This window comes from Mucilaginibacter sp. (genome assembly GCF_041660805.1).
Taxonomy (GTDB): Bacteria; Bacteroidota; Bacteroidia; order Sphingobacteriales; family Sphingobacteriaceae; genus Mucilaginibacter.
Map to the genome: position 1 here is coordinate 147,738 of NZ_JBAZVP010000003.1, position 23,503 is coordinate 171,240.

At 45.9% G+C, this 23,503-nt stretch carries 20 protein-coding genes; 10 read left to right on the plus strand and 10 right to left on the minus strand.

The features are described from left to right. Nucleotides 1–99: 99 nt before the first annotated feature. The 4 genes from WC743_RS06015 to dnaK form a co-directional block, all read right to left on the minus strand. Entirely contained in the window at nucleotides 100–2,475 is a 2,376-nt protein-coding gene (locus WC743_RS06015; protein ID WP_373010948.1) for an FdhF/YdeP family oxidoreductase, read from the minus strand. Between the two features lie 15 nt (nucleotides 2,476–2,490). Next, nucleotides 2,491–2,841: a hypothetical protein gene (locus WC743_RS06020; RefSeq protein WP_373010949.1), complete on the minus strand. Its 351-nt coding sequence runs from the start codon at nucleotides 2,839–2,841 to the stop codon at nucleotides 2,491–2,493. After that, a complete protein-coding gene (gene fdhD, locus WC743_RS06025; protein ID WP_373010950.1) occupies nucleotides 2,831–3,706 on the minus strand; it encodes a formate dehydrogenase accessory sulfurtransferase FdhD in 876 nt (291 codons plus the stop codon). The genes WC743_RS06020 and fdhD overlap by 11 nt, the downstream gene beginning before the upstream one ends. A 261-nt stretch (nucleotides 3,707–3,967) precedes the next feature. Further along, nucleotides 3,968–5,863, minus strand: coding sequence for a molecular chaperone DnaK (gene dnaK, locus WC743_RS06030; RefSeq protein WP_373010951.1), 1,896 nt, complete (start codon nucleotides 5,861–5,863; stop codon nucleotides 3,968–3,970). 78 nt (nucleotides 5,864–5,941) lie between these two features. On the opposite strand from dnaK, the gene WC743_RS06035 reads away from it, so the two are divergent. From WC743_RS06035 to WC743_RS06080, 10 genes are all read left to right on the plus strand, one after another. Further along, entirely contained in the window at nucleotides 5,942–6,082 is a 141-nt protein-coding gene (locus tag WC743_RS06035) for a hypothetical protein (protein ID WP_373010952.1), read from the plus strand. Nucleotides 6,083–6,105: 23 nt separating this feature from the next. Further along, on the plus strand, nucleotides 6,106–6,399 hold the full coding sequence (locus tag WC743_RS06040) for a hypothetical protein (protein WP_373010953.1): 294 nt from the start codon (nucleotides 6,106–6,108) through the stop codon (nucleotides 6,397–6,399). 95 nt (nucleotides 6,400–6,494) lie between these two features. Beyond that, entirely contained in the window at nucleotides 6,495–7,424 is a 930-nt protein-coding gene (locus WC743_RS06045) for a DnaJ C-terminal domain-containing protein (protein ID WP_373010954.1), read from the plus strand. Between the two features lie 2 nt (nucleotides 7,425–7,426). Then, the gene (locus WC743_RS06050; protein WP_373010955.1) at nucleotides 7,427–7,714 is read left to right on the plus strand and encodes a chaperone modulator CbpM; all 288 of its coding nucleotides are present in this window, start codon (nucleotides 7,427–7,429) and stop codon (nucleotides 7,712–7,714) included. A gap of 211 nt (nucleotides 7,715–7,925) precedes the next feature. Then, complete coding sequence (locus WC743_RS06055; RefSeq protein WP_373010956.1) at nucleotides 7,926–8,774, plus strand: helix-turn-helix domain-containing protein; 849 nt, start codon at nucleotides 7,926–7,928, stop codon at nucleotides 8,772–8,774. A gap of 640 nt (nucleotides 8,775–9,414) precedes the next feature. Further along, a complete protein-coding gene (locus WC743_RS06060) occupies nucleotides 9,415–9,831 on the plus strand; it encodes a hypothetical protein (RefSeq protein ID WP_373010957.1) in 417 nt (138 codons plus the stop codon). A 110-nt stretch (nucleotides 9,832–9,941) separates the two neighbouring features. Next, on the plus strand, nucleotides 9,942–10,343 hold the full coding sequence (gene mscL / locus WC743_RS06065; protein WP_373010958.1) for a large-conductance mechanosensitive channel protein MscL: 402 nt from the start codon (nucleotides 9,942–9,944) through the stop codon (nucleotides 10,341–10,343). 206 nt (nucleotides 10,344–10,549) lie between these two features. Beyond that, a complete protein-coding gene (locus WC743_RS06070) occupies nucleotides 10,550–10,747 on the plus strand; it encodes a histone H1 (protein ID WP_373010959.1) in 198 nt (65 codons plus the stop codon). Nucleotides 10,748–10,872: 125 nt separating this feature from the next. After that, the gene (locus WC743_RS06075) at nucleotides 10,873–11,100 is read left to right on the plus strand and encodes a hypothetical protein (RefSeq protein WP_373010961.1); all 228 of its coding nucleotides are present in this window, start codon (nucleotides 10,873–10,875) and stop codon (nucleotides 11,098–11,100) included. A 53-nt stretch (nucleotides 11,101–11,153) separates the two neighbouring features. After that, nucleotides 11,154–11,762, plus strand: a complete 609-nt coding sequence (locus WC743_RS06080; RefSeq protein ID WP_373010962.1) for a hypothetical protein — start codon at nucleotides 11,154–11,156, stop codon at nucleotides 11,760–11,762. A gap of 259 nt (nucleotides 11,763–12,021) precedes the next feature. Here WC743_RS06080 and WC743_RS06085 read toward each other — a convergent pair whose 3' ends face one another. The 6 genes from WC743_RS06085 to WC743_RS06110 form a co-directional block, all read right to left on the minus strand. Next, nucleotides 12,022–12,261, minus strand: a complete 240-nt coding sequence (locus tag WC743_RS06085) for a hypothetical protein (protein WP_373010964.1) — start codon at nucleotides 12,259–12,261, stop codon at nucleotides 12,022–12,024. Between the two features lie 366 nt (nucleotides 12,262–12,627). Then, nucleotides 12,628–15,306: a glycogen debranching protein gene (locus WC743_RS06090; RefSeq protein WP_373010965.1), complete on the minus strand. Its 2,679-nt coding sequence runs from the start codon at nucleotides 15,304–15,306 to the stop codon at nucleotides 12,628–12,630. Between the two features lie 18 nt (nucleotides 15,307–15,324). Further along, the gene (locus tag WC743_RS06095; RefSeq protein WP_373010966.1) at nucleotides 15,325–17,088 is read right to left on the minus strand and encodes a glycoside hydrolase family 66 protein; all 1,764 of its coding nucleotides are present in this window, start codon (nucleotides 17,086–17,088) and stop codon (nucleotides 15,325–15,327) included. 47 nt (nucleotides 17,089–17,135) lie between these two features. Next, nucleotides 17,136–18,656: a SusF/SusE family outer membrane protein gene (locus WC743_RS06100; RefSeq protein WP_373010967.1), complete on the minus strand. Its 1,521-nt coding sequence runs from the start codon at nucleotides 18,654–18,656 to the stop codon at nucleotides 17,136–17,138. A 22-nt stretch (nucleotides 18,657–18,678) separates the two neighbouring features. After that, a complete protein-coding gene (locus WC743_RS06105; protein ID WP_373010968.1) occupies nucleotides 18,679–20,154 on the minus strand; it encodes a RagB/SusD family nutrient uptake outer membrane protein in 1,476 nt (491 codons plus the stop codon). Between the two features lie 17 nt (nucleotides 20,155–20,171). Beyond that, nucleotides 20,172–23,252, minus strand: a complete 3,081-nt coding sequence (locus tag WC743_RS06110; RefSeq protein WP_373010969.1) for a SusC/RagA family TonB-linked outer membrane protein — start codon at nucleotides 23,250–23,252, stop codon at nucleotides 20,172–20,174. Nucleotides 23,253–23,503: the final 251 nt, after the last annotated feature.

Genomic DNA, 23,503 nt, shown 5'->3' on the forward strand with positions numbered 1-23,503 from the left:
TTTTCTTCAGCATGGTAATAGCACTTGATCATAAAAGCCGGCCAAAAGATCCCACCCGAAAGGACGGGTACCGGTCAACTTCCGGACGGCTGAGCGAATTCAGACAGGCATCAATTCATTCCTGCGTTCGCGTTGTTGCGTTTTTTCTACCTGTTCAAAAATCTCCGGAACATGCTTCCTGATCTTGATCCTCACATATTTTGAAGCCGGCATATTGCTTTCACCAACGACATTATTAATGGACACCAGTACGTTGGTTTCCGGAAAATAGGTGACGGTATTGCGTTCGGGTATCGGGTAGGCCACAATAATGAAAAGCGGTGCGATCCGTTCAATGCCGTCATCGTAATTGAACAGGTCAACTTTTTCGCCGTTCACAAATCCGTCAGCGTCAATATCTTTTTGATTCATGAAAACAACGCGGCGTTCATTTTTGATCCCGCGGTACCGGTCCTCCAGGCCATAGATCGTCGTGTTGAACTGATCATGTGTACGCGTAGTCGCCATCAGGTATTCATCCCTGGCAAGTGTATTGTCCGGTACACTGGTCAGGCTAAATGGCGCACGGTCACCATAGGCCGCCGTAACGAAGTTGCCGTCCCGGGCAGCATTGGGCAGATAGAACCCGTTGCGTTCGCGAACCCTGCTATTGTAGTTTTCAAAGCCCGGTATGCATTTTTCGATAGCATCCCTGACCGCATCATAGCTATTTGCATACCGCTGCCAGTCAACTACCGATCTGGAACCTAAAGTCGCCATTGCCATCCGGCAAGCGATCTGCGTCTCGTTGATCAGGTCATCCGATATGGGTTTCAGGATCCCTTTGGAGGACTGGACGATGCCCATGGAGCTTTCGGTGCTGATGAACTGGGCCTCGCCGTTCACGATGTCCAGGTCGCTTCGTGAATAGGTTGGCAATATCAAAGCCTCCCGGCCGTGTATTAAATGTGTCCGGTTTAATTTCGTTGAAACACAGACACTCAGATGAAGTTTTCTGAGCGCAGCGGCAGTATAGGTAGTATCGGGTGTTGCAGATAAAAAATTGCCGCCCATACAGAACAATACCTTTAATTTATCCGCATGCATGGCTTTAATGGCCCTGACCACGTCGTAGCCATGCTCCCGCGGAGGTTCAAATCCATAGTAATCCCGCAGGCGGTCCAGTTGTTCATTCGTGGGCTTTTCGTTGATCAGCATCGTGCGGTTGCCCTGTACATTACTATGACCGCGAACGGGGCAAACCCCGGCACCGGGTTTGCCGATACTTCCTTTAAGCAAAAGCAGGTTAACGATCTCCTTGATCATATCCACCCCGTTAGGCTGTTGGGTAAGTCCCATGCCCCAGCAAAAAATAATGCGTTTTTTAAAGGCCAGCATTTGTGCGGCCTGGTAAATATCCGCCGCCGATAAACCGGATTCTTCAGCAAGTTTATCCAGTTCATAATCCTCAAACTGCTTTATAAAAGCTTCATAACCCGCCGTTTTATTATTAATGAACTCGTGGTCAAAAACCTCGCCGGGAGATTTTCTTTCAAAATCAAGCAATAAAAGTTCAAGGGCTTTTAAAAGCGCCATATCGCCATTTATTTTCACGGGCAGGTAAAGGTCTGCGAGCTGAACCCCATTCCCGATCACGCCATTGAGCTGCTGCGGGTTGCGAAAGGCCATCAGGCCGGCCTCGGGCAAGGGATTGATAGCAATGATCTTAGCGCCATTTTTTTTGCCTTTCTCCAGCGCGCTCATCATCCGGGGAGCATTGGTACCGGGATTATGACCAATGATCACGATAACATCGGTATCATAAAAATCATCCAGTTTTACGGTGCCTTTGCCGATCCCGATAGTGGGCAATAATGCCGTTCCCGATGTTTCATGGCACATGTTCGAACAATCCGGCATGTTATTGGTGCCAAACTCCCTGGCAAAAAGCTGATAGACGAAGGATGCCTCGTTGCTTGTTCGCCCGGAGGTATAAAAAGCGGCCTCATCCGGTGATTGCAAACGGTTCAGGTGGTCCGCTATCTTTTTAAAGGCGTCATCCCAACTGATCGGCTGGTAGTGTGTGCCGTTTTCAGGCATATACATGGGCTCAGCCAACCTGCCCATACGGCCGATCTCAAAATCTGTGAGGTTAGCAAGATCATACACCGAATTTCTTTTGAAGAACTCAGCCGTGACCTTTCTGGTAGTGGCTTCATCTGCCAGTGCTTTGGCGCCATTTTCACAGTATTCACCCACCGGTGACCGTTCGTCGTCAGGATCGGGCCAGGCGCAGCTCGGGCAGTCAAAACCGCCGCGTTGATTCATGGAGAATAAGGCCCGGGTGCCCCTGACCGGAACACCTTCTTCAAACAGGTCGCTGAAAGCCGCCATGACCGCCGGTATGCCTGCCGCCCATTTTTTTACCGGGGAGACCTTCAGATCTAATAGTTTGTAGGGCGGCTCTGCCGACGGTTCTTTTTTTGTCTTTTTCATGGCCTGCGTATTTGATTATTGGGTGAGTAAGGGGTTGGGGAAATTATCGCTTTGATCTTCTTCCACGTTATCCAGACAGGTAAAATCTTTTTCGACCAGGATGCTTACCGGGCCGGTCTTGTCGTCAAAGCCAACCCTGGAAGTAGTTGCCAGCTCTTCGATCATTGTCCTGGGCATACTCAGCAAGATCTGGTCGCCAATATAATCGGAGGCCAGGCTATCATTGATGGTCACTTCAATACCATAGGTTAATGTTTTTCCGGCAAATTCCGTCTGTTCCTGGAGAAAACCATCCTGGTTTAGCCGGGTTACGTCCGATTGTGTCAGCCGGTAGCGGAGTGAATTGCCTTTTATTCTAATTTTCATACGATGTCGGTATTAAGATCCGGTCACTTGAACTGTAAATATTGAAACGGTCTTCCCTTAAAAAGCCCAAAAGCGTCATATCAAATTCCGTGGCCAGTTCAACAGCAAGCGTTGATGGCGCACCAATGGCGGCGACAATGGAGATTCCGGCCATCGCGGCTTTTTGGATCAATTCAAAACTCGCCCTGCCGCTAAGTAATAAAATGTGCTGATCTAAAGGCAGCATGTCGCAGGCCAGCGCATTACCGATCAATTTATCAAGGGCGTTGTGCCGCCCGACATCTTCCCGGAGTAAGAGCAGTTCGCCGTCCAGGGAAAACAAACCAGAGGCATGGATACCTCCTGTAACAGCGAACCCGCCCTGTGCCGCCTTTAATTTCCGGGGCAGGTCATAGAGCACCGGTGTCGGCAGTCTCAGTTCGGGTTTGGCCCAGCCGCTGAACGGGCTAACTGTTCTTATCGACTGGATAGACCCTTTTCCGCAAACACCGCAGCTGGAAGTTGTATAAAAATTCCTTTCCGATTGCAGGAGCTGCGGACTGAAAGCCTCTGCCAGTTCTACGTGAACAATGTTCTCTTTTTGCGAAGAACAGGCCGTATCCACATGATAAACATTGGCTACGTCATGGTAAGAGGAAATGATGCCTTCTGTAAACAGGAAGCCCAGCGCCAGTTCCAGGTCATTACCGGGGGTACGCATGGTTACGGAGATGCTTTTTTGGATCCTGTCCGCACCCGGTCCATAGCCTATTCTTATTTCGAGCGGTTCCTCGATCGAAAGGATGTCCAGCGAGGGAGACCCGATAAAGCCGTTCACTTTCCGTATGGGTTTGTGTTTTGTTCCAACTAATGGCAGATCGGTCATATTGGTGCGTTATTATGATGAATAAAGGGCTGCCCGTCATGGGAGAGCAGCTATCAAAATAAATAATAATAAATATAAGGATATCTAATCAGATCGGGCTCCCTGTCATTGAGAAACGCGAACGTATGTGTCAATTTCTATAAAAAAGTATATGACGGGTATCACTTATTTAAATTTAAAGCTACCCGTCATATAAACAACCAGAAATATATCTAGGCAGGTATCGCATAGTATACCTGTTACGATAATTGCCAGGCCCAATTAATTAACTTCTTCAAACTGTACATCTGTGGCCTCGTCATCCCCGCCGGCCGGTTGTCCGCCTGACTCCGGACCTGCGCCCGCACCTTTGTTATCCGCCGTTTTGTACATCTCTTCACTGGCGGCGCTCCAGGCCGTGTTCAGATCCGCCATAGCGCGGTCAATGCCGGCGATATCCTGTTGCTCATGCGCATATTTTAAAGCAGACAATGCACCGTTAATCGCCTCCTTATTGGTGCCGGAGATTTTATCACCAAACTCTTTCAATTGTTTTTCTGTCTGGAATACGAGACTATCCGCGTGATTAAGTTTGTCGATCTTTTCTTTAGCCGCTTTATCAGCAGCCTCATTTGCTTTGGCACTTTCCCGCATTTTTTCGACCTCTTCCTTGCTCAGCCCGCTGCCTGCCTCGATGCGTATTTTTTGTTCTTTATTAGTGCCTTTGTCTTTAGCGCTGACATTTAAGATACCATTAGCATCAATATCAAAGGTCACTTCGACCTGCGGTATGCCCCTTGGTGCCGGTGGTATCCCGTCCAGGTTAAAGATACCCAGGCTTTTATTGTCTTTTGCCAGGGCACGGTCCCCCTGTAAAACATGTACCTGTACACCCGGCTGGTTATCACTCGCGGTGGAGAATATTTCTGATTTTTTGGCCGGAATGGTGGTATTTGCCGGGATGAGTGTGGTCATTACGCCGCCCATGGTTTCGATCCCCAAAGAAAGCGGGGTAACGTCCAGTAAAACAACATCCTTCACATCCCCGGTCAGTACAGCGCCCTGGATGGCTGCGCCCAGTGCAACTACTTCATCCGGGTTAACGCTCTTATTGGGCTTCCTGCCAAAGAACTTTTCAACGATCTCCTGTACTTTCGGGATTCGCGTACTACCTCCGACAAGGATCACCTCCTCGATATCGGCAGGTTTCAATTTGGCATCTTTCAGGGCCGCCTCACATGGTTTCAAACAACGGGTAAAAAGTTTATCAGACAGTTTCTCGAAGATCGCACGGGTTAGTTTCTTAACCAAGTGCTTCGGAACCCCGTCAACAGAGGTAACATAGGGCAGGTTGATCTCCGTTTCCGTGGCCGACGACAATTCCACTTTTGCTTTTTCAGCGGCTTCTTTTAAGCGTTGTAAAGCCATCGGATCTTTACGCAGGTCTATGTTCTCTTCCTTTTTAAATTCATCAGCCAGCCAATCCATGATCACTTTATCAAAATCGTCGCCACCTAAATGGGTATCGCCATTCGTGGATTTTACTTCGAAAACGCCGTCGCCCAGCTCCAGAACCGAAATATCAAAGGTTCCGCCACCCAGGTCAAATACGGCGGCCCTGTGGCTCCTGTCACCTTTGTCAAGCCCGTAAGCCAATGCTGCCGCGGTTGGCTCGTTGACGATACGCCTAACGGTTAAACCGGCGATTTCCCCCGCCTCCTTTGTCGCCTGGCGCTGTGCATCATTAAAATAGGCCGGTACGGTAATTACCGCTTCTGTTACTTCCTGCCCGAGATAATCTTCCGCATTTTTTTTCATTTTCTGCAGGATAATAGCCGAGATCTCCTGCGGTGTATATAAACGGCCGTCAATATCGACGCGTATCGTATCATTATCACCACGTACAACTTTATAGCTGCAGTGCTTGATCTCTTCGGTCACTTCATCAAAACGCCGTCCCATAAAGCGTTTGATGGACATGATCGTATTCTGCGGGTTGGTAATCGCCTGCCTTTTAGCAGGATCACCTACTTTACGTTCCCCATTCTTTAAAAACGCAACAACAGAAGGGGTTGTGCGGCGTCCTTCGTCATTTGCGATCACCACCGGTTCGCTGCCTTCCATTACTGCTACGCAACTATTAGTGGTTCCCAAGTCAATTCCAATAATTTTTCCCATAATATATAAGTGATTAGTTGAACAATTAATTAAAATTCTTTTACTGCTTGTTTTTTTTAATGATTACGATGTAACCCGATGGATGTAAAAATTGCGGACAAAATGACTCCTGTTGTTTACGACCTTTTTCTGGCCATTTTACCTGACCGGAAATGGCCGCTGGCAAACGGCGAAATCAATGCCAATAAATTACGAATCGGATATTGCAATAATAATTAATAAAAAAAAGCCACCTTTTAATAATGGTGTCGAAAAGAGTGAATTTGATATCGCAAATCATTCATCAGGCCATGGGGCCAATTACTTTACCTCCGCCATTTGTTACCTTCGGCATGCGTTTAGGCAACCCAGGCACATGGGGAAGAGCTAAGCGCTATGGTTGCCGGACGGGTCAATTATTAAGTGGAAAAAGCCTGTTTACCTCCGGTTTCAGGAAAGTACCGGTCAGCGGTGAGGTGGGTTTCTGTATTGTCGCGGAATTACCCGGAGAGGAACAGGGGGCAGCTGATCTGATAACAGGTATTATCAAATTATAATATAATAAACCTATAATAAGCCATACCAATAAATAATAATATTGCATAAATTGTATAAAAAACATATTATAATAAATAAGACTATCTTTTAAAGAATGGAATATGTTGATTACTATAAGATCTTAGGATTAGATAAAACGGCGTCAGCTGATGATATCAAAAAAGCCTATCGAAAGCAGGCACGTAAGCACCACCCTGATCTGAATCCGAATGATCCTGAAGCCGTAAAGCTCTTCCAGCAGATCAACGAGGCAAACGAGGTGCTGGGTGATGCTGAAAAAAGGAAAAAATATGATCAGTACGGGGCTGACTGGAAACATGGGGAACAATTTGAAGAGGCGCGCCGGCAGCAACAGTCGCAGGGGCGTTCCAGGGCAAATCCCTTCGGGCAGGGCCAGAACCAGGGCGGGCAGTATTATTCTTTTGACGGCGACGATGGCGACTATTCCGACTTTTTCGCCTCCATGTTCGGTAACCGCGGTGGCGGCGGCGGCCGCCAGACCCGTTTTAAGGGGCAGGACTACCGCGCATCCGTTCAGCTGAATTTGTCAGATATTTTCAAAACCCATAAACAAACTTTTACCATTAATGACAAAAATATCCGGGTGACTGTGCCTGCGGGCATTGAGGACGGTCAGGAAATAAAGATCGCCGGTTATGGTGCACCGGGCCAGCATGGAGGCCCGAATGGTGACCTGTATATCACTTTTACCATTCACAACAATACCGGATTTATCCGAAAAGGCAATGATCTCTATGCAGACCAGCCCTTGGACCTTTTTACTGCCGTACTGGGTGGTGAGGAAATGGTTAATACCGTCGGTGGGAAGGTCAAACTAAAAGTGGCACCTGAAACCCAAAATGGCACCAAGGTCCGTTTGAAAGGCAAGGGGGTTCCCGTTTATAAAAAGGAAGGTGTATACGGAGATCTGTATGTTACCTATCAGGTACAGGTCCCCAGGAATCTTTCAGACAAGGAAAAAGAATTGTTTCATAAACTGGCCGAGGAGCGTCAAAAGAAGTAATTATGGCTACACCTACAAAAATATCAGTTGACCAATTTTGTGTCTATTATCAGGTCGAGACGACATTTGTGTACTCGTTGAGTGATCATGGTTTAATAGAGCTGATGCGCTCAGATCAAGGCGATATGATCGACTTTGAACAGCTTGCCGATATTGAAAAATATATCCATCTTCATTACGAGCTGGAGATCAACATGGAAGGCCTGGAGGCCATAACGCATTTATTGAACAGGGTACAGCAACTGCAACAGGAACTCCGGCGGCTGCGCAACGATCATGGTCAGCAATAAAATAAAATTTGCCGCTGCCCGCGATTTATTATTTTATTTTTATTATTCCTATTCCGGGCGGTCATGCCGTCATGGCAGGTATGCCGGATGATAGGGCAGGTTTTTGAAATATTATTGTTTAATTTAGCTATAGTTCTAACTCAAAGTGGTGTACGGGAATGATGATACCCTGTGGTATCAGTTACCCATAGTGAGATTATTTTATTTTTTAATGAGGAAAAAAGTTAAAAGTTATCTTCCGGCGATCAAAGATGCGGAGTTTGAAAGGAATGATTATGTTATTTACCACGAATTTGAGAGCGGGAAAAGCATTGAGTTCCCCAAAGATGACTCATTCGTTTTGCTTTTGTTTGAGCAGGGCAGCGGCGTGCACCGTATTGACAATAACGATCACGAAATAATGCCCAGGCAGATCCAGATGGTTTCGCCAGGCCAAACGCACCATTGGGAGTTTGGCCCGGAAATCAAAGGAAAAGAGCTTATTATCAACAGGGCACTGACAGAAACTTTTTCCTCCAAACTGCAATTTTCTTTTACGCAATTTATCCAGCACGCCGTATTAAACCTGGATTCAAAAACATTCAAGCAGTTAAACGCCGAGTTTTTGGCCATTAAGACAGAATTAGGCTCGACCGCAGTATTTACGGAGCTGATCAATGCCAGGTGCCGGCTCATTACACTGATGATCACCCTGTGGGCAAAAGATAAATTTGGGGACGTAATCGCTTACCATTCAAATCCGTTATCCTTTAAATTCCATTCTTTGGTGGACCACCATTACAGGACACAGAAATCAGTTGCCTTTTACGCCAATCACCTTTGCATTACGCCTAATTATCTGGGAATTATCTGCAGAAAGCAATTCCACATGTCGGCACTGGAAATGATCCAGGAACGAGTTTTGCTTGAGGCCAAAAGATTATTACATAGCTCGACGTTGTCCATCAAAGAGATCGCATTTCACCTCGGGTTCAAAAACCTCGTTTATTTCTCCTATTTCTTTAAAACTAAAACGACCCTGACACCAAGTGAATACCGGAGCCTGATGCAAAACTGTTAAGCCGGGCTAAGATTGAATGACCATTTTTATGTCCTGATGGATGAGTCTTTCATGGCCGGCTTGTGGAACAGCGCGCATAAGCTTGTGCTCCCGCATTGTCACAAGATCGCCGCGAATAATAATTCGCCCGTAAGTTCTTTTCGTCATGTCAGTTGTTACGAGGCCGGTGTTTCAATCTTTCCAAAGGCGTATAGATATCGATATACCGGTTAAACCAGTCACGATTTCACATAGAACAGCGCAGTAAACTTTGCCATATTTAATCAAGAATGATTTATGACAGATGTTTCACCATTTTCGATAGTTTTTTCCTGAATCTGTTAATTGATATCAGCTAATATTGTATTGCACTGTATATCGATTGGAGCTTTGCCGGAATGCCATCGGATTATTGCGACTTGCTAATAAAAATTTCAACGAAGAACTCTTTTTTATTGCTGACTACCATTATATATATATTGTTATCTACAGCTCCAGCGAATATATATTGCCTTCATATTGTCTTCAGTGTGGGTAAAGTTCAATTTGGGCTTTACCGCCTGGACAATAGATGTGTCGCTTTTCCCACTCGTTCTCCAACGTTATTCAGCGTTTGCCGCCACAGCACCCTTAATGTACCATTATATATAATAAATAAGCTATGAAAGAGATGATCCAGGGATTGCATCATATCACGACGGTGGCGGGAAGTTTACAACGTAACCTGGATTTTTACATCAGGGTATTGGACCCGCACCTGGTCAAGAGCACAGTTCATTTTAATAACCCCAATGTCTATCATCTTTATTACAGCAACGATAAAGAAGCGCTGTCGACTTATCGTCTGACCATCGCTGCTTTGGGCTGTGGGGTCAGTGCAGAACATGACCGTCACTATTTCAACTCGTTCTATTTCCGGGAACCGGGCGGTATGTTGTTTAGTGTTGCTACGGATCAGCCCGGTCTTGCGGTCGATGAACCCATGGAAGGACTGGGCAAGAAATTGCTGCTGCCGCCCCAGTTTGAGGGCCGGCGGCTTGCCACACAACAGCATTTGCCGCAATTAAACGTTTATTGAGGTTTTAATTCAGGGCCTTTCAGCAAGGAGCTGCCTGCTGGGGCCCAAATAACAGATAGTTTATTAATAACAATAATTAACAAATACATTAAACACTAAAAAACAAAAAAATGGCTATTGTAAAAGAATTCAAGGAATTTGCCATGCGTGGCAACGTTGTTGATCTGGCAGTCGGTGTCATTATCGGCGCGGCTTTTGGCAAGATCGTGACCTCATTGGTCAATGATATCCTGATGCCGCCTATTGGTTACTTTACCGGCGGCATCGATTTCAAGGATCTGAAATATGTGCTCAAATCAGCAGAAGGAAAAGTACCCGAAACGGCCATCAATTACGGCCTGTTCATCAATAATGTCATTGATTTTTTAATTGTAGCCTTCTGTATTTTTATAATCGTTAAAGGCATCATGGCACTTAAAAAGAAAGAAGCGGCTGCTCCCGCCCCTGCGCCGGTCCCCAGCAAAGAAGAAACTTTGCTTACCGAGATCAGGGATATCTTGTCAAAGCGATAAGGTCCTGTTGCAAACCGCGGCGTCTGCAGGAAGTGGTGCCAGGTTGATTGGCATAAAAAGGATGTAATAAATAATTATCGATATTGTTTTCACAGATTTCAATACACTTAGCTTAAAATCCTGTATCGGTTATTAGCTACTATTGTATAGCATTAACAATGCCGGCGTTAACAAGCCACCATTATTGCATAATTAATTTTTACAGGATGAAAAACTTTAATAGTTACAATACGGAAAAGATGACCGAGCTTAAGGAACAGATGGCAATCGTTGAGGCTGAAGCAGACAAATATTTTAAAGAGAATGATGCAGCGGGTGCACGGTTGAGCAAGACCTTAGAGCAAATGGAAACGACCGCACAGCTATTGCGAAATGAAATAAGCAACAAAAAGAACGCCCGTTAATCATCTTATTTTTCGATAGTATACTCACCGATCTCGACAGTTTTATCCGCAAACAGCCACTTGTTTATTATTTAATATTGTAATGCATTCATTATCAATTAATAAATAATAAAAACAATAATGTTATGGTAATTACACAAGACAGCCAACAAGAAGGCTGCCATCATCATAACGCCAAGTCAGCCGGTGAGCGAGCTGAGCAAATTCCGGGGCATATTTATCGTAGTCCGGCAAATTTGCGATGGCCGCTGCGCACTTTAGCACAGCGGCAAAAAAGAATCGCGGCTAAACTTTCCGCTAAAATAACAGAGCAGGCCTTTTTTTTCGCCTGCTTTATTATTTTTATGCAATAAAGGAGAGGCAATTCACGCCGCTTCCGGACGGACATTTTAAAAGCGATAACATCATGAGCATCCTACGGCAAACCAGCGGCATTATCCGCAACACATTTATCAACGGGATCATTTTTTTAATTCCGCTCGTTGCGCTCGGCTGGGTTTTCAGCGGCGCTATAAGTGGTATTTTGACCTTTGTCGGCAATGCGCAAAATAATCCCTGGGTAAAAGTGCATGGCGGGTTACTCTTGCTGCTTCCGCTCGTTTTCCTGCTATTGATCGCCTTTGTTTTTGCATTAGGTATCCTGGTTCATATTACCATACTAAGCCGCGCAAAAAACTGGCTTGAACACCAGGTTCTGGATATGATGCCTGGTTACGATTTTCTTAAATCAATGATGGAGGAAAAACTGCATGTCAAGCAAAATGACGGCATACCTGTCCTGGTTCAATGGCGCGACTCACAGCAATTAGGCATATTGGTTGATGAAAAGGGAGGCCGCAATGTTGTTTTCTTTCCGAACAGCAGCATCCTTGGCGGCGGCGCAATCCATGTTGTAGAAGCAACGCAGGTTACCCGGCTTGTCTTATCGCTTACCGATCTGGACAATATTCTGATCCGTTCCGGCGGTGGTTTGCTTGGTCAACTTGATATTAAAGACACGGGGAATACGGTTTGATGAATGATCCAGTAAAAACACCTGCCGTATACTGCCGGGAATGCCGGCAAAAGTTCCGCTATGAGCTGCCTCCTGGCTGGCTATTACGGAAGATCCGGTATTTTTTGCCCCTCAGGCGCTATTTTTGCGTGGGCTGCCTCAAAACCCGATATCGAATAGTCAAATAGAGATTATTAATTAAACGCGGTCCCGGCCTTTTGAAGATTGGCTGGCTCCCGTGCATTAGCTACATCGGACTGGTCAATGTCTTACCATTTTTCTAAATTTCTGCTGCTAAGGCTCCCTGTCTTTCCTTCTTCAGATCTATGAGTTTTTTGTTTACACCAGCCAGTCGCGCTACTTTGTTCAAACCTAACCCTGCGTAGCCTTTATTGCGGAAAATGAAGGCTACGGCATTGATCAGTTTTCGTTTGGTTTCTTTTTTATCTTTCATGAAACGACTCTGAACGTTCACCTGGTAATGGCCATTTGCGATTCGTTCGTTTGCGCAGCTTTTCAAACAATATTCACCAATGTGAATTGTATTACTGCGGTAGGGTCACCTTGTACTTTTCAGCCTGGTTATTTTTCAACTGATGGGCGCCTTCAATGAAATCTTGGTCTACGACTTCCGCAATGGCATCTACCGAAATACGCAATGGGCGGGTGTGTTCTTTGATATTGAAATATGAAAGGCGCTAAATATTTAACTTTAGTTGTAATAATTATAAACCAAACAAAAAATGCGTTTCGGATCTCAGCCCCGAAACGCATTAAATATTTATATCAATTACATCAGCTCAATCTCATGCTGACCTTATAACAAAAGAAGTCTATATTTTCAACTTATCATATTCAGCACATATCAATTTCAAATCAATATGTATCAATGATCGCTAAGCCTTATCAGGCGTACATGATCAACCATTGCCTGATTAACCTCGCCATTCATATTTTCATTAGCATTCTTCAATTGCAATGATATCAGGTGCCGACCTTTACTTAGTTTCATTTTAACAACATTGCTATATCCCCAGTTACTCCACTCCTCTTTTCCTCTTTGTGGTAGTACCACGGTGCCGGCAAAATGCTTATCCACTTCCAATGTACGTATGGCGCATTTATTTTCTGTATTGATAGGTCCGTTACCATTGGCGTACCTAAAATCAATGGCATAAATACCAGCCTGATCAACCTTAACTGCGACATTTAAACTGGTGTTTACCGTTTTGCTGATCTCCACAAAACCTTTGCCCGTAAAACCCTGGTAAGCCAAGGGCGACTGATCAACCGAGCCTTCAGCCTCGATGGTTTGAACCGAACCGGCGGGAACAACCTGTACAGGTTCACTTGCAAATGAACCCACACCTTTTGTATCAACAGCAATAACCTGGTACTCGGCATACTCATTAGCATTTACCGTATATCCAGTCGTTTTACTATTGGCAACAGGTTGCCCATTTTTAATGATACGATAGCTTACAGCCCCATCTGATTTTGGCCAGCTAAGTTTGTCTTTAGCATACACCGCAACGGGAGTTTCTGGTGCGGTGTAACCTGGCCGAAGATTGCTTTTACCTGTTAACACATTATTGGCTAATATTATTTTGATGCTATGCTTTCCGGTCAGATCAGCAGGAATAATTGCACTTGTTATAGTTTTACCATCAAGGGCCATGCTTTTAATTTGGTTGCCATATCCCTCCATAGTAATATTTAGCATTGCCCCACGGTATTTAAAATGATCCAATGAGCGGGTGCCGGCCAGTGCTTTGGGGACAAATGGTTTTAATTGCAAGCTGTTCTCGTAGTAATGGATCCCAAACAGTACTTTATAAACCAATGCGATGTTGCCAGATAAGCTCCAGAGCATATTGCTGCTATTTATTTGTGTACCGGCAAAGTCGCCATTGCTGGCCACAAAGTTTTCCTTGTTGGTAAGCCACAAAGTTGCCGGGCGGTATATGGCGCTGATGGCCCTCATAACCGATTTTTCGTTACCCGCTTTGGCTGATGCCATTGCCCAGTAGGTTTCTACAAAAGGCCATACGGCGTTGTTATGGTAAGGCAGTATATTAGGGATCTGTGGGTAGATGCACGGGATACCGAACTCATTTACAGGAGTATTATTGATAACGCTTTGCTGCTTACCCGCGTCGGCCGCGTCAAATAGCACGGCTAAGGCCTCGCCCAATGCTTCAGATCTGGGTGACACTGTTTTATAATTACGGCCATACCGGTATTGGCCATAGTATCCTTTGGAAGGCAACCAAAGGTTGTTCAATCCTTTTTTAATCCCCGCGGCTTGCTGAGTATAGCTTGCAGCCGCAGCTTTATCATTTAATAAACCGGCCATAGAGGCTAACACCTTGTTCACCTGGTAATGTACCACCGTGGTACCCAGGCATTCCGACTCATAGATATCGGCTGGCTGCATCCATTTGGGGTAGGTCTCGTCACGCCAGTCAAGAAATGAGGATTCACCACGTACCATGCCGGTTTGTTTATCGTACACATTCAGCACATCATCAGCAGCCGATTTTTTGATGATCCTGTAAGCTTTTTCCAGCCAATCCTTATCACCTGTTACTTTGTAAACCTCCCAGGCGGCTACAGCCCAGATCATCCTGTCTGACGACACAGGATAAGCGCCGCCCGTGCCGGTATCCTGAATTATCCTGCCATTTTTCACCTTCTTCATCAGGCTGTAAACTGCGACCCGGGGTTGCAACACAGCCATCGAGAGGATAATACTATAACTAATGTCTCTTGTCCAAACTCCTCCCCACTCCTTTCCTGTGCGGAAAGTACTATCGGGTTCAACAGCGTTCTGCATTTCCTCCAAAGCAAGGTTATACAGCGCATCGCTGATCTTGTATCCCGAATGATATTGAGGAAAAGCGCTTACGTCTTCAGTCATTTTCCATGACGAGGCTGTACTGTTTGCATCCTGGGGTTTGTTCAGCACCAGGGTAGTTTCATAGATGCCGTCTCCGTCCGGGTCCTTCAGTTCCAGTTCGGGGCGGTTATGGATGTTATTAAAATCCCATATCATGGGCGCCGTATTGCCTGCTACATATACGCCTTTAAAATCAGCTTTATATATCTTATCGCCATTAAAGCAGGTATAATATCCCTTGGTTTTAAAGGCATCCAATACGGCGCGCATATCCAGCCTGATCCTGAAACTGGTAAAAGGTTTCAGGTAGCTGCCTTGCGGTATGGCCTTATGATCGGCATAGCTTTCACCAAATTTAAGGAGCGGTGTTTCATTCGCCTGGGCAATACAGCTGAAATGATGATCGTTACCCGATGGCAGCTCATTGTCTTTACCATTAATGCTAAACTTGAAATCTACAACAGGGCTTTTGTACAGGTTGATAGGGCTCTGGTAATTTGACTGTAGTTCAGTAGCTGAAATTGCTTTGGCCAGGTATTTTCCCTGTATCACCCTATCCGGGTATATGGTATAGGCTTTGGAAGTGTAAATGGGCTTACTGCTTTGCGCGTTCACATAACCAGCTACAAGCAGTAAGTTCAAAATTACAGGAATTGAATATTTCATTATATGTCTTTATGATTTTTATTGGTACTCGACCACAACCATATCCCAGTATTTTAACATTGGCAATGTGAAGGTAACCGAACTTCCAGACTGGGTATAAGTTACGATTTTGGATGCCCCGCCATCAATATCCGGTGATGCTACCCATATTTTTTTGATGGCTTTGGCCGATGTAAAATTAAAACGGCCATTGGTTACAGGAACAGGCGCTGTTTGCGTTCCATTTCGGTCACGCCAGTCAAGGCTATTGGCGTTGGCAAAGTTGATCAAATGGATCACCTGTTTGCTGCCCAGGTCCCTGCCTATTACCGATACCTGGCCTGTGACTGGCGGAAAGTTATTTAACCTGGTTTTGCTATCGCCAGCCGCTATTGCCGGGTTATTTAACACGCCGCCATCACGCAATAAATTCTCATAAGCGGTCAAAAAATCGTAATAACTAATCATGGCTGATTGCAGATCCGCGTGCATTTGGAGGTTGCTGTTTGGAAAATACTCCTTACCCAGCATGTGCTCGCCCAGTTCCAGGTGCGAGCCACCGTGGGCGAAGATCACCGCATCTGTAAACAATACGCCCGGGGTGTTAAAATAGCCGGGGCTGCCCGCCAGGTCATAATCCATGTAGGCTGCCAGTACGCTCTTTTTGGCTCCGCCGGTCAATGCATCATTACTCCTAATAATATTGCCCAGGTCTTTATAAGCTTCGTTGGGTGCCCACACTTCCGAATACAGGAAATCAACCGGCGCGGCAGCAATCTGCGGTTGGCCGTATTGGGTCACCGCGTTCATCACCAGGGCTTTGGTTGGCATAGCTAATTTCATCGCTTTAATAAAGGAGTTAAAAGCCGTTGGCAAATCAACAGTACCTCCGTTATAGTTATATAACGTTTTATCCCGGTTGCCCAACTGGTCTATCTGGTAACCGTCAAAAGGATATACCTGGAAGGCTTCATTGGTTTTGGCGGCTATATATTGCTGCCAACCCGTATTTGATGGATCCATCAAATACAAATCGCTTTTAAACAAAGGCTGCGGTAAGGTGGCCACTTCTTTTTTGGTATGGCTGCCGTCATTAAACAAATACCAGCTTTCGGCTACCCCATCCGCAGCGGCATCGTTCAAAGCACCATAAGCCAGGTTGTAATGCAGCGTTTTCATATTGTAGCTATGCGCGGCATCAATATAACCTTTCACAGTTGCTCCGTAATTATCGCGGTTAGCAATATCTTTCCAGCTGGCATCGGGCCTGGCAACAGTACCGGCCAATGGTTTATGGTGCTTATCCTCCCAATCCTGGAATTGCACATAGTTCATATGGTAACGGTTCAATGAACTCATGACAGTTTTAATATCGGCATCGCTCAATTTGCCATAGGCAGATAAAAATGCATTCCGGGGAAAACGCGCCGGATCTGATGACACATCAACCGCTATGGTTCCGTAAATTTTTTCCTGGTCATCGGTACCGTCAAACAACTCTATCATGTAACCGGTAAAATCGGTTGCCGGGGCTGTCCATTTCCAGCTGATGCCGGTTAGCGCCGCCGACTGAACAACCGCTCCCGATTGTTTATACCTGATCTTCACAGAAGCCGGCAAAGCCTTATCAATGGTGAAATTCACCTGGTCGCCCGGTTTATAAAAAGCTTTATCTGTTGTAATATTAGTAAGGCCATTAGCCGTTGCTGTTTTTATTAAGCCGGTATTATCGACCAATTTATCTTTTTTACAGCCGCAGCTTATGGCCGCCATCATTAATCCACCTATCCAGTAATGTTTCATTTGCTTTTTTATTTTTTATGCCCCGAAAAACCGGGGACGATTATAGTTTATTGTTTTACTATAGCAATGCTCAAATCTTTCATATTGAGCGTTATCTTGTAATTGCCTGCTGTTGAAGCCGTAACCACCCATTTGTTATCCGGATCTCCGGAACTGAGCTGCACGGTTGTGGCCGAAAGTGCAGGATGATCGCTTACCGGCCTGTAAAATTTTGCACCAAAATCTTTTGCCGTACCAATCTTGAACTCCCCGGCAACCAGCGGGCCGGTCCAGGTAAATACGAAGGGATCCGTGGCGCTTTTTACCATCGGCACAGCGGCGTCCAAACTCCATCCTCCCGGCGCGGCATCGCCAATGATCCACAGCGCGGTGTAAGGCGGTGTGCTTACAATGGTATTTACAATGCTGATGGTATTGGTGCGCAGGTTAAGCGTAATTTTATAGGTACTGGCCGTTGTAATGTGCCATTTATTATCCGGATCGCCCGCGTTGAGCTGTATGGCTGTAGCCGAAAGATCGGGCGCATTAGTAGCTGGCCTGTAAAACGGCGCACTGAAATCTTTGGCGGTAGCTATCTTAAAGTCGCCGGCAACCAGCGGCCCGGTCCAGGTAAAGATGAATGAATCGCTTGCATCAACCACTAAAGGTGTAGCGGCATCAAGGCTCCAGCCACCCGGCGAGGCATCACCCAATAACCATAACTGGCTGTACGGTGCTTTGGGCGGATCGGTACTTACAATGCTGATGCTGCTGTTATGCAGGTTAAGCGTTACTTTGTAGTTACCGGCTTTGGCCGCGACAATCTGCCATTTATTATCAGGATCGCCGGAACTTACCTGAGCGGTTGTTTCGGTTAATGCCGGGTGATTGGTTAAAGGACGATAAAACGCGCCGCCAAAATCTTTCACGGTAGCTATCTTAAATTCGCCCGCAACCAGTAAGCCCGTATAGGTAAACAAATAAGGGGCGGCAGCATCCTGCACCATCGGGGTGGCGTTACTAATATCCCAACCTTTTGGCGTGGCATCACCCACCATCCAAAGCTCGCTGTATGGCGGCGGGATAACTTTGTTGTAAGTGGTAACCGTTAAGACAACCGTATTGGAGTTAAACGGCGATACGGAACCATCAGAAGTGGCAATTACGATACGCACCTCTACCTGTGTGGCTGCAGCTATGGGCAGTGTATTAAACAGGTTGTTCAATGCTTCCTGCGTATAGGTTTTGGTAAGGGTATCCCGGCCCAATTTAATATTGGTGGCGTTGGCAAAATTGCTGCCTTTTAAATCCCACTGCAAAAAGTAGGTAACGGAACCCTGCATCCCCTTTACCGCCGCCGCCGACCATTTCAGGGTAACAGCCGGCTGATCTTTATTATCCCTTGTAAGCACAATAGTGCTTGATGATGCCGATAACACCGGGGTTGAGGTAACCTGCGGCATGATATTATCCTTTTTACAGGAAAACGTGAGCAGGGCAAAAACAGATATGAGCAGCAAGCCCCAAAGTGTGGATCTGCTGTTTTTATATCGTGATGAATAAACATCACTGAAGTTGAAAGCTTTCATGATTGAGGTTTATGTTGATTAATTAATAGCCTGTGTTTTGTACAAGATTAGGGTTTGAATCTATCTCCTGCTGGGGTATTGGCAGCAACAGGAATTTGGCTGTGGCATTTGTTTTACCAATAGAATGCAGGAAATCCAGCCCATACTGGCCGTTGTTTACCCTGATAAGATCAAACCAGCGCTGGCCTTCAAAAGCCAGTTCCATGCGGCGCTCGTGCAAAACCACGGTGCGGAAAGCATCTTTTGATAATCCGGTGGCGATATTTGCTATTCCGGCACGGTGGCGCACCACATTAAGCGGCACTTCGGTGCCGGCCTGGCCCAGTTCATTCATGGCTTCGGCCTGCATGAGCAAAACATCCGCGTAGCGCAAAACCGGAAAGTTCTCGGGGTTGGTATTATAATCAGGCGATATGGATTTCGGCACCAAGAACTTACGCAGGTTAAAGCCGGTGGTCGAGTAAGATGCCTTGTAGGCTTTACCGTCAAATGCCGGGCAACCGGGATACAATATGGTAATGTCCTTACGCACGTCGCCGCTTTCATAAGCATTTACAAACTCCTGCGTTGGCTGATTCCAGCCATAGGAGCCCCCTACAAAATCTGAATTACGCGGGCCTGTAAAAGTGCTTGGCCAGGCTGCCTGGTTAAAATCATCAAAGAAACCATAAGTGGTGGCACCGCTATATTGAACTTCAAATAACGATTCGGCTGTATTTTTTTTGGTAGCTGAAAAATTATCGGCATAACTGGCATTCAGGGAGTAACCTAAAGCAGTTACCTGTTTGCACAGATCAACCGTTTGCTGGTAGTTGCCCAGGGTTAAATAAACCTTAGCTAACAAGCCGGTTGCCGAGCCCTTTGATGCCCTGCCAATATCGGCGCCGGAATAGGCTGATGCAGCTGGAAGCAGCCCCATGGCATCCGTAAGATCCTCGATGATCAAAGCGTAAACATCTGCCTTAGGCGAACGCTTTACTTTAAGGTCATCACCCACTATCTGCGGTTTGGTGATGAGCGGTACATCGCCAAATAACCTTACCAGATTAAAATAATACAGCGCCCTTAAAAATTTAGCTTCGCCTATAATGCGGTTCTTCAAAGTGGGATCCATGCTTATATCGGGTACTTTTTGCAGTACAATATTACATTGCAAAATACCCGGCGCAGGGCCGCGATAAACATCCAGTACCCCGGCGTTGGCCGATGTAGTTACAAAGTTTTGTTCGTCCTGGGTTTCAATACCGTCGGTACCGCCGCCGGCGCCTGTTACACTGTTGCCGGCCATGATATCCGTTGTCCAGATCCTGAAGTTATACAGTTTGGGACGCTGCAGGGGCTGGTAGGCAGCATTCACTGCATTTACGGCGTCCTCGGCAGTTTTATAGTAGTTGGCTGTGTTCACAGAATCTAAAGGGGCCTTATTCAGAAAATCTTTCTTGCAGCTCACTAATGCGGCAAACAGCACTAAAGCGGTTATATATTTATTGGTTTTCATTATTAATGCTTTAAAAATTAAAGTGTTAAATTGATACCTAAGCTAATGGTACGGGTTACAGGGTACACGCTAAAATCGATGCCGTTGCTGCCCACTTCCGGATCAAAACCGGTGTATTTGCTAAAGGTGAACAGGTTTTGCCCGGTAACGTACAAGCGGGCACTGCTGAAACCTATCCGCTTCATATAAAGCTGCGGAACGGTGTAACCTAATGTGGCGCTTTTGATACGCAGATAGGAACCATTTTCCACAAAACGATCAGATATGCGGGAGTTTTTGTTAGGGTCGTTATAAATGGCCCTCGGGATAGTATTGCTGGTGCCCTCTCCCACCCATCTGCCTAAAACCCTTGTTGTTTGGTTTTGGGCAACGGCCATGCTTTCCTGGTACACATTGTTGGCATTAAATATCTTGTTGCCATACACACCCTGTAAAAATATGCTCAGGTCGATACCTTTATAGCTGAAGGTATTGTTCATAGCGTAAATGAATTTGGGGTTGGGGTTGCCGATATAGGTACGATCGGCATCATTGATCACGTTGTCGTTATTCAGATCCTTAAACCTGATATCGCCTGCCGAGGTACGATTGTAAGGATCAGCACCGGTTTGCTGGGCAGCATGGGCATCTACATCAAACTGGGTTTGAAAAATACCCTGTGTTACAAAGCCATAAAAGCTATTAATGGGATGCCCAACCGAATTGATATTGATATTGCCATTTAAACCGATGCTACCGCCAAACAAGGAATTATTATCACTTAAAGCGGTGATTTTATTTTTATTGAAGGAGATATTGGCATTGGTTGTCCAGGTGAACGCGCCGGTTAAGTTCCTGGAGGATACAGCAATCTCGATACCTTTATTCTCCACATTACCTGCATTGCCATAAGGGGCCGCGCCAGAGTAACCGGTAGAGATGGGCAGGTTAATTGGTACCAGCATACCAGTTGTTTTTTTAATATAACCATCTACATTTAACGTAATACGCTGGTGTAGGAAGGTTGCATCAATACCTAAATTGCTCTGCTTAACGGTTTCCCAATGCAGGTTGGGGTTGGCGGCATTAAGGGCTATTTCGGCAGGTACCACGGTACCATTAAAGTTGTATACCGCCGTTGTTAATACCGATGCGAAGGAATAATTACCGATGTTTTGATTACCGGTTTCGCCGTAGCCCGCACGGATCTTCAGATCATCAAAAAAAGTAATATTCTTAAAAAATGGCTCCTGGGTTAAGCGCCAGGCTAATGATGCCGATGGAAAGGTTCCGTATTTATTATTTTCGCCAAAACGGGATGAACCATCCCGCCTTACGGTAGCGGTAAACAGATAGCGGTCTTTATAAGCATAATTGGCGCGGCCAACATAAGATAATAACGACCATTCTGATCCATCGCCCTGTAATACCGGGTTAAGCGTGCCATTGTTAAGCTGCTGGGTAACATCGCTGGCAAAACCGCTTACGTTACCGCCTGCAAAATGGTAGGCATTGCTCTGCGCGTCGGTTCCGGCCAATACGGTAAGGTGATGATCTTTCCCAAAAAACCTATCGTAGGTTAAAAAATTATCCCAGGTATAGGTAATGCTTTTATTGTACTGCTCGGCCAGATAGGAGTTTGGCTGCGGGATGGGCTGGTAGTTATACTTTGGTGAAAAGGTACGGCTGTTAAAGAATGAAGCCTGCATGCCGCCTGTGGTTTTAAAAGTTAAACCGGGTAGTATAGTGGCCTCGGCATATATCGACCCCAATAAATTGTAACCGTCAGTATTATTTTTAACCAGGTTTGCTGTCGCGATGGGATTTTTCACGTCGCCATAAAACTGCGGCTGCCCTACCGGACCAGCATACGTACCATCTGCATTAAAGATAGGCTGTGCCGGATTGGCCGACATGGCCCCACGAATATCATACGAGCCGCTTGGCTTTTCGTCATGGTTTAGGGTGATGTTGTTACCAAACTTAAGCCATTTTAACACTTTGTTATTACCGTTAAACTGTATGGTGTACCTGCGGTAAGCGGTACTGGTTACAATACCTTTTTGATCTAAAACGCTACCCGAGACATAATAATCGGACTTATCTGTACCGCCCGAATAGGAAAGGGTATAACTTTGGATAGGTGCAGTTTTGAACAAGGCGTCGAGCCAGTTAGTACCCACACCCAATGATTTAGGATCGGCATAGGCCGGGTTGGTTGATTGGTTATTATTGGCCAGTAACTCGTTGTTCAACTGTGCAAACTGGCCCGCGTTTAAGAGCTTTACCATATTGGTTGCTTTTTGTACGCCGGCAAAAGCATTAACACTTAAATGGCTTTGCCCTGCGGTACCCTTTTTGGTAGTGATCAGCACCACTCCATTTGCGCCGCGCGACCCGTAAATAGCGGCGGCTGATGCATCTTTTAACACATCAAATGAGGCTACATCGTCGGGATTGATCGTATTCAGCGGAACATCAGTGGGCACGCCATCAATAACGATCAGGGGATCGGCATTGTTAATGGTACCCACTCCCCGCACCCTGATGGTAACATTGCTGCCCGGCGAACCGGAAGTAATGGCCTGCACACCGGCAGCGCGACCTTCAATAGCCTGGCCAATATCGGGCACAGGCTGCGAGGAAATCTCCTTAATATTAACGGAGGTTACGGCTCCGGTAACATCCTTCTTTTTTTGCGTACCGTAACCTACCACCACAACCTCGTTAAGGGCCTTTGCGTTTTCGGTCATGATAATATTAAGGAAGGTTTTATCGGCAACCGGCACCTCCTGGCTTATGTAGCCAATAAAGCTGAACACCAGTATGGCATTACGATCTTTCACGTTCAGTTTGTAGTTACCGTTAGCATCGGTGAGGGTACCGTTGCCGGTGCCTTTTTCTGTTACCGATACACCGGGCAGCGCGCCGGCGGCATCAGTAACTTTACCGCTGATACTTATGGATTGCATCGGGCCGGCAGTTACCCGGGCCGATACATCCCGCTCCTTTGCCGACGCAAAAGTGCATACCGGCATCGCCATGAGCAACACCAGCGGACTAATGGCCATTGTTATTTTGGACGCGCCAAAATGTAATTTTCGTAAACGAAATTTCATATTTTTTAGGATTTCAGGTTATAATTTCAAGGCATTGGCCGCCTTATTTGAATTGATTAGATGACGCTGGATTGAACAGCGTGAAAATGTGCAGCGTAGATTTTCTTCATAATTATTTATTTAGTTTATATTTTGGTTACGGACTAATCTGATACCGATTGGCGGCGGTATTTTGATGAGCCCTAAATAAGGGCTTTGAAAAGAAAGGGCGCAATCACAGCATTTCAATTTAAATTCAAAATGTATCAATT

Bases quoted from the DNA above. Each gene is read 5' to 3' on its own strand.
- WC743_RS06015 (WP_373010948.1), bottom strand. From the start codon at position 2,475: ATGAAAAAGACAAAAAAAGAACCGTCGGCAGAGCCGCCCTACAAACTA.
- WC743_RS06020 (WP_373010949.1), bottom strand. From the start codon at position 2,841: ATGAAAATTAGAATAAAAGGCAATTCACTCCGCTACCGGCTGACACAA.
- fdhD (WP_373010950.1), bottom strand. From the start codon at position 3,706: ATGACCGATCTGCCATTAGTTGGAACAAAACACAAACCCATACGGAAA.
- dnaK (WP_373010951.1), bottom strand. From the start codon at position 5,863: ATGGGAAAAATTATTGGAATTGACTTGGGAACCACTAATAGTTGCGTA.
- WC743_RS06035 (WP_373010952.1), top strand. From the start codon at position 5,942: ATGGATGTAAAAATTGCGGACAAAATGACTCCTGTTGTTTACGACCTT.
- WC743_RS06040 (WP_373010953.1), top strand. From the start codon at position 6,106: ATGGTGTCGAAAAGAGTGAATTTGATATCGCAAATCATTCATCAGGCC.
- WC743_RS06045 (WP_373010954.1), top strand. From the start codon at position 6,495: ATGGAATATGTTGATTACTATAAGATCTTAGGATTAGATAAAACGGCG.
- WC743_RS06050 (WP_373010955.1), top strand. From the start codon at position 7,427: ATGGCTACACCTACAAAAATATCAGTTGACCAATTTTGTGTCTATTAT.
- WC743_RS06055 (WP_373010956.1), top strand. From the start codon at position 7,926: ATGAGGAAAAAAGTTAAAAGTTATCTTCCGGCGATCAAAGATGCGGAG.
- WC743_RS06060 (WP_373010957.1), top strand. From the start codon at position 9,415: ATGAAAGAGATGATCCAGGGATTGCATCATATCACGACGGTGGCGGGA.
- mscL (WP_373010958.1), top strand. From the start codon at position 9,942: ATGGCTATTGTAAAAGAATTCAAGGAATTTGCCATGCGTGGCAACGTT.
- WC743_RS06070 (WP_373010959.1), top strand. From the start codon at position 10,550: ATGAAAAACTTTAATAGTTACAATACGGAAAAGATGACCGAGCTTAAG.
- WC743_RS06075 (WP_373010961.1), top strand. From the start codon at position 10,873: ATGGTAATTACACAAGACAGCCAACAAGAAGGCTGCCATCATCATAAC.
- WC743_RS06080 (WP_373010962.1), top strand. From the start codon at position 11,154: ATGAGCATCCTACGGCAAACCAGCGGCATTATCCGCAACACATTTATC.
- WC743_RS06090 (WP_373010965.1), bottom strand. From the start codon at position 15,306: ATGAAATATTCAATTCCTGTAATTTTGAACTTACTGCTTGTAGCTGGT.
- WC743_RS06095 (WP_373010966.1), bottom strand. From the start codon at position 17,088: ATGAAACATTACTGGATAGGTGGATTAATGATGGCGGCCATAAGCTGC.
- WC743_RS06100 (WP_373010967.1), bottom strand. From the start codon at position 18,656: ATGAAAGCTTTCAACTTCAGTGATGTTTATTCATCACGATATAAAAAC.
- WC743_RS06105 (WP_373010968.1), bottom strand. From the start codon at position 20,154: ATGAAAACCAATAAATATATAACCGCTTTAGTGCTGTTTGCCGCATTA.
- WC743_RS06110 (WP_373010969.1), bottom strand. From the start codon at position 23,252: ATGAAATTTCGTTTACGAAAATTACATTTTGGCGCGTCCAAAATAACA.